Genomic DNA, 13,507 nt, shown 5'->3' on the forward strand with positions numbered 1-13,507 from the left:
TCAAAAGTCCAATTGCTGTCCGTCATTCTCTATGACGACATCTCCGCCATACAGACACTTGTGCGTACAGTGACTGAGCAGTGCAGCTTTCCCTTCCACCTTGGTATCTCCCTTTCCATGAAGCCAAGGCATGGTCAGCACGGGAGCGCAAGGCGCTTTCTTAACCCCATAGATGTCAACCATCGTGCTTGCCGCCACTACTGGATTAACTGGATTGGAACAGTTACCGAACGATCCAATATGAATACCTGGAACATAATCCTCGACAGTCATCTTCGCCTTTCCCTTGATATATACGCCATGACTGAATGGTATCTTCAATCGTGTACGCTGCGTCCCGCAATTGCATTTAAGTATCGCTCCTGCAACGACATAGCTTTTAGAGGCTTCTCCAGCCGTATGAATCTGGGCCTCCTGATCTTGACTTTGCGCCATCATAACCTCTCCTTTCTAATTCGTTTGTTCCAAATCCAACGGAATGAATTGTACTCCTGCGACATCTCGCCGCAGAATGCTCTCCGACAACGCTAGATTGACAATGATCACGGTTTCGCGCAGCTCCATCAATTGGAACAGGGGTACCTCCGGGAAATCTCGCTTCAGTACGATCCGCTCCAGACTTCCATCCATGCGCCGACGAGTATGAGGAGATAATACGTTTGCCAGTGCAGGAGGATGAATGGCCCAATACGTCTCTTGGGTCATTCGCTCCTTGTCCGTTAATACGGTAGCCCTTCGCTTGAGCTGAGGACAATACAAAATAAGTGTTTCAAGCAATTGATCTGAAACCAAGGGAACCGGCTGTTCCAAATAATCCGTATAATCCACATGGAAGCCGCTTCGCACATAAAGGTTAATTGCTGTATGCTCACTGCCCGAATCATGAAAAGCCTCATTCCAGGTCCTGCGTTGCAGTTCACCAACAGGCTCAGTCTCTACGCGGTGTATCCATCTGGGATCGGCCATTAGACGAAAGTATCGGATAACCCTCGCCTCCTCTCGGCATCGTCAAAAATCGCACCCTCCACATCAGCACCCTCCCATAACGTATCTGTTAGATTGGCTCCACGGAATATGGCTCCACGAAGGTGTGCCCCTCGGAAGTCAGCACCTGAAAGGTTTGAATTCTCGAAGTTAAGCGCATCGTATTCTGGACCTTGAGCGAGTCCTTCCGGATGTCCTACCTCCCCTATTATCTCCCTGAAAACAGCTCTTTCCAGAGAACACCCGCTGAAATCTGCCCCATATAGAATGCTTCCGGTGAAATTGGTGTTCTCCAGACTACAATTGCGCCAACGTGTCCCTATCAAGATACAGCGTTGAAAATCGGTAGAATGCAGATCGATACGATCAAAACGGCTGTAACGAAAATCAAGATCGCTGCATTCCATCTCGCTCATATCCAGTCCCTGAAAGTGCGCGTACATGACCTCAAGACCATCACTTTCTTCCAATGCTTCACCAATCTCCTCAATGCTCCTATTCCTTCGATCAAGACGAAATACGCACTCACTAGCATCCAAGTATTCTCCTACACGTACTTCGAATATCTGTTCCAGATCCATAAGGGAGTTCCATTCGAAGTCCTCCAGCGCGCTACAGCTACGGCGTATAAAATGTACAAGATACCGATTCACCAACGCCGCTTCCTGTAGCATGATGCGGTCCAGTTCTACCACTGTAACGGTTCCTTGATAGTGAGGAAGTTCTTCTCTTAATCCATTGAGCATCCGTTCAAGACACTCATAGGCCCAGTGGGAAGAATAGAATGAACGGATGGGTGTTCGATCCAACAACCATGAAGCATCATATGCTTCGACCAGGACATTCATCGCCCCTCCAAGAAGTTCTGTTCGCAACATAGAATATTGAATGTAAGCGATCGGCCCTTTCGCCCCACGCTTTTGGGCGTCGCTGACTTCCTGAATCATCAACCTGAAATGACTTAGGAGCTCAGCTGTCAATTCCGTATACCTTGTATGCAGCGTATGCTGCAAATCATCCATAAGTTTGGCCCGCGCAGGTTTTACCTGATGGGTATAAAAATGTAATATAGATTCCTTGCGATCCATTGGAAATTATCCCTCCTGCCCATACGTCACCCTATACTAGTTGGCTTTCACTTCTGATCCACTCATTTTTGCTTGTCCAACCAATTTGAATGTCCCTCCCCCGCCTTCCAGCAACAATTGTGAATCCGCAGATAACGTAATTTTCTTTCCGGCTTTGAGCGAGATATTGCCCCCAGCAGACATCCGAATCTGCTGGCTTCCGATGATCTGAATGCCCTCGTCCCCGCTGAGACGAATGAACACCTCGCCCTCTTTGCTGCTAATGGAGATGGAATCTGGGGTTAGTCTGATTTCTTTGCCATAAGGCGTACGGAAAATTTTATGATCCGGTTTGTTCAATTGGTTCGTTCCAGTTACCTTGTTATCCAGACGGGGTGCTCCTGTCGCATAGGCTTCTTCTTCGTTTTGCGTAGGAAAATATACGGCCACCGGATCACCCACTTCAGGCATGACATACCAACCTGTCTGCCCCTCTGCGATGTATGGCGACTGATACAACAGCCACAACGCTTCCTCTTCCTCCTGTTTTTCATCACAGTCCAGCTGAACTCTTACATGACCACCATGCACTGAAAGGATGCGACCAAGTAATGAGCTTCCGGCAATTATCGAATTGTAATATGTCTTTTGTCTTAGTCCTCTATGAAGGCTAAGTACATATTGGTGCTTCACTATTCCTCCCACAAGCTCGGTATATGCCTCAGTCACATATAGGCTTCTGCCTCGGAAGGTAATATGATGTCCAAGCTCCATCACCTGATCTGTCTCGATTTCGTATATAATGAAATCTGATTCGTTGACCTTTAACGTATCGTTTTCGGTAAAGTACATGAATGGTGCCATGTTTTTGCGGATTGTATAACGTGTATTGTCCAGATCGATTGAGTTTCCGTGCTCAAAGACGCCAAAATAAAATTTGGGGCTGTCAAACTGAGCGGCCGGCATCAAGCTGGTGTGAAAACGAGAAGCAAGTCTCCTGAGAAATGCCCAATCCGTTTCTTGATATTGCACGGCAACCTTCCCGATCTTGGCCCCACCTGTTCCCTCATCAATCACGTCCAGCCCCGGATAATCCTGATCCAGTTCCTTTAACAAATCGGGTAACTTCATTTTGACATTTTGAAATGTACGCGTTCGTTTTGTAATGTCCATCCGGTATGTATGTGAAATGGCCTCCACGTGGAGCGTATATACGCCTCTGACAACCTGCACTTCAACAGATAGTGGAATGCCTTTGAACAGAGGCTTCTTATTACCATCCTCATCTTTTTGCCACACTTCAATTGGGGTATTTTGATCCGTAACATCGACATAGCGATCCTTCCATTCCTCAGACACCATGCCCTTAAACACGAGCCGAGTGTGCTCATTCATTTTTTTCCGGATCGTCAGTTCTTGCAAATGCACCAGTTCATATGGTTCAATAATCAGATTCTCATAAGTCAAACTCATGTTGCCCATCTCCTTTCAACTTCAATGGATCGCAAACATTTGCGAGTAGCTTTGGAAAATAACAAAAAAAACAGGACAATTATGGTTGTATATAACCAAAGTTGACCTGTTCACATGTAATGCAATTGTTTTTCATTAGGATAATTCTACAGCTATTTATTTTGACTATTTAAATAATTCTTTACGAACTGTTTATTCTTTTCTTTTTCAGGAAGTAATCCTAAATATTTATACTCAAAAATCATTTGTCTTTGAGTTGGGGTTACAGTTGAAGCTATTACATCTTCATAATCATAATGAATTTTCAACTTACCAGGATGCTTTAAAGTTAAGGTTAAATTTGTCCACGTCTCTTGATCATTGTCTATAAAAATTTGTCTTAATTGTTTAAATTTTGTTTGTAATTCTAATAATAAGTTATCATAAGTTTTTTCAATCAGTCTATATTTTTCAGGAATATCATGAGAGTATATAAACTCCTCATTCTCAGAAGTGTTGAAATAAAAGTATACCTCTCTGGATACATCTAGTATTTCGGCGTACAAATAAATCTCATTCCAGTTATCACTAGGTATCATACTTAGAATATGCTCTGCTATCATGGGATAAAGAGGATCCATCTGTTGCTCCATTATTCCTCTAACCTCCAATTTAATTCTCTATTGTAATTTTCTTTGTCCTACTCCATCTATCGAGTACTCTACTATCAAACTATCATTGATTAAACACATTTACATAAAAATTCAAAATATGGAGATCGTTCTATCACCAATTCTAGTACTTGTTTTCTATTTTCCACTTTGAACAAAACCTCCGTTTACCAAAGATCAAAATTGCTGGGTTTGAATACCCATTTTCCTCCTTCATCCACATAGCCCCATTCTCCATTAAATGTAACACAGCCAAGACCATTGTAAAAAGAATCAGCTGTTGTAAATACGTTTTTAATAATGTACTCTCCATTTTTGTTAATATATCCATACATATCCTTACTTTCAACTGGTGCTAAGTTATTTTGGAAGTCACCTACACTTTGAAATTTATCTTTGATAACCCTAATCCCCGAGTGATCTATAAATCCCCATTTTCCATTTGCTTTTAATTTGAATCCTCCTAACCCTTCGGAAAAACTTGAAACTTGATAATACTCAGGTTGTATAAGAAACTCCCCTTGTTGATTAATAAAGCCATAGAATTCACCGTCTGCTGAGGCTTCAGCTAATCCCTCTGAAAAATTGGATACTGAATTAAATTGATAATCAATTTTCAGCTCACCTTTATCATCTATAAAACCAAATTTTGTCCCTTGCTTTACTAGTGCCAATCCATTTGAAAATGTACCCATAACATCAAAAATCGGATCTATAATAATTTCACCAGATACCCCAAAAACACCCACCTTCTTATTTTTCTCCGCTATAACTGAAAGCCCCGGATTTATTCCATGTATTCTATCGAAGATCGGTTCTATTACAAACTCTCCTTGCTTATTAATACATCCATACTTTCCTTTATAATAAACCAATGCTAAGCCATGTTCGAAGTCCCCTAGAAAGTCAGCACTCAATTCAATGACCCATTCGTTTTCAGTATTTATATATCCTTCCTTATCATCGAACGTCCAAACATATGCTAAACCTTCACAAAAATTGTTTACAGCCTTATAAGAAGGCTCAATTATAATGTCACCTTGTTTATTAATAAAACCATACTTCTCATTTATTATAATTTTATATAGAACATTATCCTTCATTTTATAAATTCTCCCATTAATCTTTTTTTATCACCGCTAATGCATCATAACTAAAAAGGCCGACTTGACAAAGAACGCACCCAACCATCTTAAGCTCTTCTACCTTTGTCTTTCAGGGGATAATATGTATAACAAAAGGATTAAATCCCATTCTGCTGCAACTTCTAAGTGATACTATGTTTTCCCTAAACTAGATATGGTCTTCTTCCAATCATTAGGTACTTTATACGAACCCATCTCTTCTTTGTTCTATAAACTTTGCTTGCACTCCATTTGATGGTTTGCCTTTTAACTAGCTGTCCCGCTTATTCGGACTGACGCTTTTCATCCCCCCAAAATAGGAAACTTTAAAGCTTTTATAGGAACTATCACATTGTGGCTTTGTACACTGTAAAGAATATCTGTGCAATCACAAATAAAATGAATCAACAACATTACTACCAATTCTAATCTAGTATAGTTGTTACAGTCTTCTGTTCAATATTCTCTAATATTACCTTTCTACGTGTATTAAGATCGTTAAATTGTTCTAAAGACAACTTATCCTTTAGTTGATGTAGACTCAAACCTTTCAATTCTTTTAACAAATACTCTTTAGATTTATGAAACACCTCTACATGCGTTAATAATATCTCACCGTAAGCTATAACTATTATAGATTTTTCAAAATACCGAGATTCATTGTTGTTTCAAATTCGCTAAGTGTTCTAGATAATGCTTTAGTGCCACTCATATTTTCTAACTTAAACTCATTGTATGTTTCATTTACTGCGTCAAACAATTCCTTGTATTCCCAGTGCATATAAATACCTCCACTAATTTTTTGGAATAACAGGGATGCCCCCATTATGAATAATTCAATTGTTATATTCAGATACTTCGCCTTAAATTAACTTAAAATTCAAGCGTTGATTGCGTACAAACAAAATGAAGAAATCTCTATACAGATACTACATGGGTTAAGTATGAGATTAGTTGAATGATGGCTTCATTCGTCACTGGGTGAGGGTTACTTCATTAACCGCCGCCATCTATATTAGAGAATGAAAAAGACCAAACAGGGGCGGCTAACTCGCATTGTGGCATTGTACGGTCTTGTTGCTGGGGTTATAAACCAAGTTTACACTAAGTCTTTGACAGAACCTGTTAAAGTACAATATCTTGAAGACCCACTTCTACTACTTCTTCATTTTCAACACTAATACCTAATCCATGTTCTTGTTCCCAAGTGCAATCACATAATATCCCTACTCTTCTTATACCATCTTCGAAATCATATCTTATTAGCAAACCTGTAGGCGTAACAAGTCTCCCTAACTTGTCTATTGATGAAATCTTTGGAGCAATTTTTTCAACTTCTTCACAATCACTTTGCATTGCTCGATAATCTTCATAATTTTCTAAATAATACTCTAAAATCTTATCTTCGCTTTCCTTTACTATGCTAGGCATATTCGCTTTGAATTGCGAAAAAGCATCCCGTTGATTCGGAGTAATTTCCTCATTCTCTTCGCCACAAATATTCAAAAGTATTTTTTGGTTTTTCCTAAACATAGTTATCTCTGTCGTCCCTATCCATAAATCTTCATAAACAATTTCTCCAAACAACTCATCTTTTTTCATTTTTAGAGTATCGTCCTTTCTTATTTAACTTCACTTACACCACCAAGGTGTCCAAATTTAGAATTAACACTACTCGGAACCAATTGTATGGTTTTTCCATCATTAAGTTCATGCCAAGTATCCCCTTAAATGTCTGGCGTTCTTACCCTTAGATTTCCATCGATCATCGTTCCGTTCTCTATTAAATCGCGTTGCATTTCATAATCGTAGATCATCTCTACGAATTTCTCATCGCTAATGGTTTGTAAATCAACCATGTCAGATGTTTCTATTACTATTCCCTTAGGGAGAGCGTACTGACAATTGAGAAATTTCCAGAAGAAAAGAAGAAAACGAGTCAATCATGGTGTTCCTTATTTAAGTTATAAAATTTAAGCATTTGATGTGCGTACAACCGAAATGACTAAATCTTTATACGGGTCTTACATGGGTTATATGTGTTATTGGTTAAATGATGGGTTCATTCGTCATTGGGTGGGATCTTTGATGGAGATCCACCACTTACATTTGTATTATTTAGCATATAGTGGCGGATAATCAAGAACTACAAAACGCGGTTAGGTCGCATTGTGGTGGTGTTTGTTGTATTGTTCGATCTTATTGTAAGTTGTTTAATAATCCGAACAAATCCATAAATTAATCAAATTGTCCAGTACTGTTTCGGACATTCGTAAAAGGTGCGTGATCTTTCACGAAGAACTGACAATTTATTTAGAAGTCTTTTCTCACAAAAAGACCAATCCCACCTTAATAATTCTGATGGAATAGGCCTTATAATTTGCAACATCTAATTTTTGAAATTATTCACGATTATTCCTACGTCTGAGAAACAAATAAACTATCCAAAAGGTCAGTGAAACTTTCTGTGATCAGTCTGATATGTTCTTCCTCTAGAGGAAGTTTCTTTTCAATATAATTGTCATAATCCATATCGAAATGATATACACTCCCTTTATTAGGTCCTTGTACTACAATACAAACTAAATTATTCCTCGGTGTCTCACCTATTGGATAATAAATTCTCGATAAAATATTTGCTTCTGTGTACAGACGATACTTTTGTTCTGAATTATTATTTAAATTATTAGACAAAGGAAAAAACATCAAAATAGAAGACTCTATTTCACCTTCTTTTTGGTCATCATTTGTAGTAAATCTCCTTCTAGTACCAGTTTTTCCACCATTCTTTAACATTAAAAATTTCTTATAATCATCAGGGAAAATCATATTATACTTCTTCTCGACTATCTCAATCTCCTGAAGACTTACAGGAGGATATGAACTTTTAATAATATTTTCATCTATATCCATACTTATCTACCCACCTATTAAGAAAGTCAATAAAATTCATCGCTGGCCTCATGTAATGTTTCTAAGAGCTCAGAAAAACTGTTACATACCTCAGTAATGGAGTCCTCACCAAATTCTTCATTGTTAAGAAATACAACTAAAGGTGAATTTTCACTTTTTCGGTAATCAAAGCAAAGCTGATTGCCAAAAGGATCTGTTCCAAATGGAAATATCCCTTTTGGCATGAAATCACTTATAAATTCATAAACTACAACAATATTAGGCTCACTTGTAAAGCTTAGTAAATGGTCAAAAACTCCCTCTCCTCCATCATCATAGGAAAATATATTTGGTACAGGATGCCCACCATTATAGTTTTTAACACATTCTCTATAGTCATCAGGAAATTGTATACCATATTTTTTTTCAACCTTATTAATTATATCTTCACTAATATCTCCAACCGTGCGTTCCCAAATTATCCCCATTTTTTTTATTTTCATTCCATTTGTCCCATAAAATGATTGATTATATATATATGCTCAATAAATTTAACTTTTTTTAAATTCTCAACTTTCTCTGCTCCACCTAATCCTAAAAGAGGAACATAGCCAAAACATTCATCGTAAGCAGGCTCTCCATATTTTTCAAACGCTTCAAGATAGGGAGACCAGTCAAGAGCTTTATTCAAAAAATATTCATCACTTATGTCCCCAAAAAAGTACTTAAAATTTTTCCCTATAACATTTACTTCATGCTTTCTGAAGTTAAGCGCCATTAAGTATCCATCTTCCCAAATCAATATATCTCCCATTGCTGTTGTAAATAGAGGAATTGCTAATTTTGCTCGACTGTAGGTATCCTGTAATAATTCTAAATACTGATCAGGATTAATAATTTTCAGATATCCATTGGAAAGACTACCCAGTCCATATTCCTTCCATACTTCAATTAGTTGAATAGGTATTACAGATTGGTACTTCTCAATGACGTTTGTAGGCATGTCCTCTTTAAAAACAAAATTTGAAATGTTCACCGTGTGTCCCCCCACTTTACTCCAGTAACTTAATATTTAAATAGGTTGTCTTTCTTTCTTCTTCTGTCATATTCTTAGCAATTTCTCTAATCTGTCTATCCAAATCTTTTATCCTGTTCTTCCATTGAGATCCAAGAGAAGAATTGATTCTTATATCTCCTAGACCGCCTATATTGTCAGGATATCCACCCGCAATTTGATCTGGATTATGAAGGGCAGCTTTCCCCTTGATCCATTCATTCGCTTTCTTTTCAGCCTCTTCAAATGAGAATCCTTCATTACGTAGTTCATCTATTTTATCTTGTAAAGCTTTCTTACGAGCAAGTTTTTGAGCGGCATCCCCCTCTAAAGCTCTACCATCTCTTAGATATCTATCTCTATTTTTCAAAAACTCATCTACTGTTAATTGATTTATCCCTTCTTCTTGATCTTTCAATTGTCTTTTAAACTCAGCACTATCATGGTTAGGATTTCTTTTAAAAATTATTTTAATTTCAGGAATTCTTGATATAACAACTTGATTACGAGTAACATTTCCGCTCTCTTTTGATGAGTTAGATTGATCAGTTTTTTCTGTAGGCTCTAGTTTACTTTTATCTGCTCCAGACGCTTCTTCCTTATTGTTTGGTTTATAATTATTCTTCGACGTGTCTAAGTCCTTATCCTTCCCTTGCTGCTCCGTCGATTCATTCGGCTTCGTTTTGGTTTCTTTTCCCTTTTTGCGTTTATCCTTTTTCTTCGATGAATCTTGTTTCCACTGATTATGATTGTTGGGAATCTGATTATCTTTCTTATTAGCGCTAGATGAGCTTGTTCCTTCACCCTCGCTCGACTTTTTCCCTGTACCTGTATTTGATCCTGAAGTGTCCGGTTCTCCGGATGTTTGGGTCTTCTTACTGGTATTCGGAGTTGGATCCTCTATCTTTCCACTACTTGATGATCCTGTTCCTTCACCATCGCCAGGCTTCTTCCCTGTACCTGAACTTGAACCCGTACTATCCGTTTCACCCGATGATTTGGACTTCTTACTAGTATTCGGTGTCTGACCCGTTTTCTTACCACTGCTTGGTGAGTTTGTGCCTTCACCGTCGCCAGACTTCTTCCCTGTACCTGGACTCGATGCAGTAGCATCCGTTTCACCTGACGATTCCGACTTCTTACTGCTGCTCGGGGTCTGATTCGGTTTCTTGCCATTGCTGGAGGAACTTGTTCCTGCCCCGTCAATTGACTTATTCCCAGCGTTCGAGCTTGTTTTCCCTCCGGAACCCACTTCCCCGGCATTCCCCGACTCTTTGGGCTTGTTTTTTCCCAAGTTGCCCCAAGGCTGAAACCGGATGACCTGGCTCTCTTTATAATAATCGCTGAAGGCTTTAACAATCACATCTTTTGACTTTTTCACAAATGTCTTTGTTTTACTTGTAGCCGGTTTGTCTGTCGTCGTTGTTCCTTTAGAAGCAGCACTTGGAGAACCTGTTGTTCCTGGATGGTCTGAGGGTTCAGGTACACCTGAAGAACCCTTTTTCGTGCTTACTCTGCCCGTAAATCCATTGAACTCCCCGTCCAATCCTTTCATAGTCATCTCGTGTTGCTCGAATTCACCCATCAGAGTAGATAATTCTTCTTCGCTCATGGGAGCCATAATTCGCCGGGCAAGATACTTCTTCTGTTCGACCGTCAGATTCTGTTTCTGCCAGTAATTATAGTCACCCATTTCCTCGGCGGTGATGTCTATTCTTCCGATATCTCGAGCAATGCCGTTATGATAAGGGCCAAAAAAGAGTTCATATTTAATGTCATTCTGCTTCACATCCCCATAATACACGAGTGCTTCCTTCAACTCTTGGTCAACCTGTTGATGAGCCCAATGTTCCCTCGTATTGCCTGGAATCTGATAATACATCTGGCTAATTTCCTTTTCCTGCTGATGCAGTTTCTTCACAAAATCCATAAAGGAAGTAGCCGTGCTTAACTCTCGTGCTGCTGAGACAACTTTACCAAATAATTGGTGCTTATAAGCCTCTTCTTGCTGCATCTTGCCCACGAAATCACCATTCAGATGATTCAGAAGTTGTAGGGCCGAAGGCTTAAAGGATCCTGCACTTGGGATGTTCCCGATCAAGCCGATTGCTGCAGCGCCAACGACAACGGCCTGTGCCGCAATGGCTGGTGCACCTCCAAGCATACCCAAAACGGGGATCATGCCCGCCATGGCGACCGCTGCACCAAACAGGGAGACCTCCTTCATGTTAACCACGGAAGGCTGCATAGCAGCTGCTTCGGCTGCAGCTGCTGCTTGAGCTGCCTCATATTGTTCAAGCGGAATAAGGGGCGGCTCCGGCTCCGGCGGCAAATCAGCTACCACGACCGGTGCCTTATGGCTGCCTTCCTGTTGGAGCAGTCCAGCACGAACATCAGCTTGTCCATCCAATATAAAGCTGCTTCCTCCGCCAAGAAGCCAAATTGCTTCAGGGGCGGTTGCTTTAATCTGACCTGCTTTAAGTGATAGACTGCCACCCTGAATCGAGATGTTACCTGCACTCTGCATCATTACACCTTGGTCATTCAGTGTGATGACTAATCCAGCTCCAGCCTGTACGGTCACCTCATCCGATGACATACCAATAGATGGTCCGTCAGGATGGCCCCACAGTTTGTGTTGCGTTCCACCGGAAACCGAACGCTTGCTTTCGGGCACTGCATGACGAATATAAGCCTTGGACTCGCGACTTCCGGGAATGTATAGTTCCACCGTGTCACCAATCTCTGGCGTCAGGTAGAGTCCGCTGTGACCTTCGGCGACGTAAGATGTCGATAAAGGATATGGACAGGAAGATTCTGTTTTAATCGGACCATCTTCGATATACAGTTCCATCTGTACACGATCACCAATAATGCGGATTACTTCACCGTACAAGGAGAGGCCAATGAGATCCAGAAGATCGGATCGTGGAACCCGAATATGATCTTCTAACATCATACGATATGTAGTCATAAGCAATCCGGATTCCAATCGGGATTCCGCTTGAGTTACCGTTAATTCTTTCCCATCAGGCAGTTCGACTTTATCACCCAAAGCATAGGTTTCATAACACTCCATCGTATATATGAGCGCCCCCTGTGTACCTTTGGGATCCTGCATCATATACCGATGCTGCTCATCCCCATGCCAATTCAGATGGCCCATTTCTTTCTTGACATGATATGGACGATCCAGAGGCCATTTCCACAACTTGCCCATGGGTAACCCGAAGAACAATTTAGGTGAAGCCGCTGTCACCTCAGGCACCAGTACGGTACCAAACCGGGAAGCCAAACGTCTCAGAAACATCCAGTCGGTTTCTCTATATTGTAAAACAAGTTCTCCCAATTGGGTATTCTCTGTGACATTATCAATTACATCCGAGTAGGTATACGCCTTCATCACGTATTTAACTAATTCTCCATAGGACATCGCCCTGTTCTGGAATGCTCGCTCGGAAATTTCAATGTCCATCTGATATGTATTCGATATGGCCTCTAGCTCGAATCGGTATATACCACCAACTAAATGTATAGTTAATGAGGTCATCACGCCATGAAACAGACGCCTTACAGATTTCCCCATTTCATCTAGCTGTCTTAGTACAATCGGTTCTCCTTCAGCCTGGACATGAAGGATGCCTGGTCCATCTTCCTCCGGTATAACGCCGCTAATATATAACTTCGCATGCTCATTAATCTGTCGGGTAATTCGGATTTCTTCCAACCATTGCACTTTATACGGCCAATATAAACGGAGTTGTTCGTATCCGATGCGTTCCTGTACCTTTTTCTTTGATTCGCTCATCTCAAAAATCCAGCTGCTGTCCGTCATCCTCGATGACGATATCTCCACCATACAGACACTTATGCGTACAGTGACCAAGTAGAGCAGCTTTCCCTTCCACCTTGGCATCTCCTTTGCCATGTAGCCAAGGCATAGTCAATACAGGTACACACGGTGCTTTCTTCACTCCATAGATATCCACCATCATACTGTTGGATACAGCTGGATTCTCCATATTGGAGCAATTCCCAAATGATCCAATATGGACTCCAGGTACATAATCTTCAATCGTCAACTGAGCCTTGCCTTTGATGTAAACGCCATGACTAAATGGGATCTTTAATCGGGTACGCTGTGTACCACAACTGCAATGCAGAATCGCTCCGGCAACCACATAACTCTTGGAATCTCCTGTAGCAGGTTGAAGACTGATCTCACTCTCTTGATTACCTTGTGCCATTTCGCCTCTCTCCTCT

The 13,507-nt window shown here is 40.5% G+C and carries 14 protein-coding genes and 1 pseudogene; all 15 read right to left on the minus strand.

Translation table 11 applies throughout. The features are described from left to right. The 15 genes and pseudogenes from NZ043_RS00495 to NZ043_RS00565 all read right to left on the minus strand — a co-directional run bounded on the left by NZ043_RS00495 (position 1) and on the right by NZ043_RS00565 (position 13,491). On the minus strand, positions 1 to 435 hold the full coding sequence (locus NZ043_RS00495) for a DUF4280 domain-containing protein (RefSeq protein WP_339312605.1): 435 nt from the start codon (positions 433 to 435) through the stop codon (positions 1 to 3). A 15-nt stretch (positions 436 to 450) separates the two neighbouring features. Further along, the gene (locus NZ043_RS00500; protein WP_339310171.1) at positions 451 to 966 is read right to left on the minus strand and encodes a hypothetical protein; all 516 of its coding nucleotides are present in this window, start codon (positions 964 to 966) and stop codon (positions 451 to 453) included. Beyond that, a complete protein-coding gene (locus NZ043_RS00505) occupies positions 966 to 2,072 on the minus strand; it encodes a pentapeptide repeat-containing protein (RefSeq protein WP_339310173.1) in 1,107 nt (368 codons plus the stop codon). Before NZ043_RS00505 ends, NZ043_RS00500 begins: the two co-directional genes overlap by 1 nt. Before the next feature lie 36 nt (positions 2,073 to 2,108). Continuing rightward, complete coding sequence (locus NZ043_RS00510; protein ID WP_339310175.1) at positions 2,109 to 3,524, minus strand: phage baseplate assembly protein V; 1,416 nt, start codon at positions 3,522 to 3,524, stop codon at positions 2,109 to 2,111. Between the two features lie 152 nt (positions 3,525 to 3,676). Further along, a complete protein-coding gene (locus NZ043_RS00515) occupies positions 3,677 to 4,156 on the minus strand; it encodes an antitoxin YezG family protein (protein ID WP_133385609.1) in 480 nt (159 codons plus the stop codon). A gap of 185 nt (positions 4,157 to 4,341) precedes the next feature. After that, positions 4,342 to 5,277, minus strand: a complete 936-nt coding sequence (locus NZ043_RS00520; RefSeq protein ID WP_133385610.1) for a WG repeat-containing protein — start codon at positions 5,275 to 5,277, stop codon at positions 4,342 to 4,344. Between the two features lie 652 nt (positions 5,278 to 5,929). Next, complete coding sequence (locus NZ043_RS00525; protein ID WP_339310178.1) at positions 5,930 to 6,079, minus strand: Imm3 family immunity protein; 150 nt, start codon at positions 6,077 to 6,079, stop codon at positions 5,930 to 5,932. Positions 6,080 to 6,423: 344 nt separating this feature from the next. Further along, positions 6,424 to 6,900 carry a hypothetical protein gene (locus NZ043_RS00530; RefSeq protein ID WP_133385612.1) on the minus strand — a complete coding sequence of 159 codons (477 nt, stop codon included), beginning with the start codon at positions 6,898 to 6,900 and terminating at the stop codon, positions 6,424 to 6,426. A gap of 20 nt (positions 6,901 to 6,920) precedes the next feature. Then, a pseudogene (locus tag NZ043_RS00535) lies at positions 6,921 to 7,019 on the minus strand (HNH endonuclease); the annotation flags it as partial. Positions 7,020 to 7,025: 6 nt separating this feature from the next. Next, the gene (locus NZ043_RS00540) at positions 7,026 to 7,157 is read right to left on the minus strand and encodes a hypothetical protein (protein WP_268801806.1); all 132 of its coding nucleotides are present in this window, start codon (positions 7,155 to 7,157) and stop codon (positions 7,026 to 7,028) included. Positions 7,158 to 7,716: 559 nt separating this feature from the next. Beyond that, entirely contained in the window at positions 7,717 to 8,211 is a 495-nt protein-coding gene (locus tag NZ043_RS00545) for an SMI1/KNR4 family protein (RefSeq protein WP_062835590.1), read from the minus strand. 26 nt (positions 8,212 to 8,237) lie between these two features. Further along, positions 8,238 to 8,693, minus strand: coding sequence for an SMI1/KNR4 family protein (locus tag NZ043_RS00550; RefSeq protein WP_240768067.1), 456 nt, complete (start codon positions 8,691 to 8,693; stop codon positions 8,238 to 8,240). Continuing rightward, the gene (locus tag NZ043_RS00555; protein WP_276323994.1) at positions 8,690 to 9,226 is read right to left on the minus strand and encodes a T6SS immunity protein Tdi1 domain-containing protein; all 537 of its coding nucleotides are present in this window, start codon (positions 9,224 to 9,226) and stop codon (positions 8,690 to 8,692) included. The genes NZ043_RS00550 and NZ043_RS00555 overlap by 4 nt, the downstream gene beginning before the upstream one ends. Before the next feature lie 16 nt (positions 9,227 to 9,242). Beyond that, positions 9,243 to 13,052: a polymorphic toxin type 15 domain-containing protein gene (locus NZ043_RS00560; protein ID WP_165980232.1), complete on the minus strand. Its 3,810-nt coding sequence runs from the start codon at positions 13,050 to 13,052 to the stop codon at positions 9,243 to 9,245. 1 nt (position 13,053) lies between these two features. Next, positions 13,054 to 13,491, minus strand: a complete 438-nt coding sequence (locus tag NZ043_RS00565) for a DUF4280 domain-containing protein (RefSeq protein ID WP_133385614.1) — start codon at positions 13,489 to 13,491, stop codon at positions 13,054 to 13,056. Positions 13,492 to 13,507: the final 16 nt, after the last annotated feature.

This window comes from Paenibacillus sp. FSL k6-2145 (genome assembly GCF_037976585.1).
Classification (GTDB): domain Bacteria; phylum Bacillota; class Bacilli; order Paenibacillales; family Paenibacillaceae; genus Paenibacillus.

Bases quoted from the DNA above. Each gene is read 5' to 3' on its own strand.
- NZ043_RS00540 (WP_268801806.1), bottom strand. From the start codon at position 7,157: ATGGTTGATTTACAAACCATTAGCGATGAGAAATTCGTAGAGATGATC.
- NZ043_RS00510 (WP_339310175.1), bottom strand. From the start codon at position 3,524: ATGAGTTTGACTTATGAGAATCTGATTATTGAACCATATGAACTGGTG.
- NZ043_RS00520 (WP_133385610.1), bottom strand. From the start codon at position 5,277: ATGAAGGATAATGTTCTATATAAAATTATAATAAATGAGAAGTATGGT.
- NZ043_RS00530 (WP_133385612.1), bottom strand. From the start codon at position 6,900: ATGAAAAAAGATGAGTTGTTTGGAGAAATTGTTTATGAAGATTTATGG.
- NZ043_RS00545 (WP_062835590.1), bottom strand. From the start codon at position 8,211: ATGGATATAGATGAAAATATTATTAAAAGTTCATATCCTCCTGTAAGT.
- NZ043_RS00505 (WP_339310173.1), bottom strand. From the start codon at position 2,072: ATGGATCGCAAGGAATCTATATTACATTTTTATACCCATCAGGTAAAA.
- NZ043_RS00550 (WP_240768067.1), bottom strand. From the start codon at position 8,693: ATGAAAATAAAAAAAATGGGGATAATTTGGGAACGCACGGTTGGAGAT.
- NZ043_RS00500 (WP_339310171.1), bottom strand. From the start codon at position 966: ATGGCCGATCCCAGATGGATACACCGCGTAGAGACTGAGCCTGTTGGT.
- NZ043_RS00495 (WP_339312605.1), bottom strand. From the start codon at position 435: ATGGCGCAAAGTCAAGATCAGGAGGCCCAGATTCATACGGCTGGAGAA.
- NZ043_RS00525 (WP_339310178.1), bottom strand. From the start codon at position 6,079: ATGCACTGGGAATACAAGGAATTGTTTGACGCAGTAAATGAAACATAC.
- NZ043_RS00515 (WP_133385609.1), bottom strand. From the start codon at position 4,156: ATGGAGCAACAGATGGATCCTCTTTATCCCATGATAGCAGAGCATATT.
- NZ043_RS00565 (WP_133385614.1), bottom strand. From the start codon at position 13,491: ATGGCACAAGGTAATCAAGAGAGTGAGATCAGTCTTCAACCTGCTACA.
- NZ043_RS00560 (WP_165980232.1), bottom strand. From the start codon at position 13,052: ATGAGCGAATCAAAGAAAAAGGTACAGGAACGCATCGGATACGAACAA.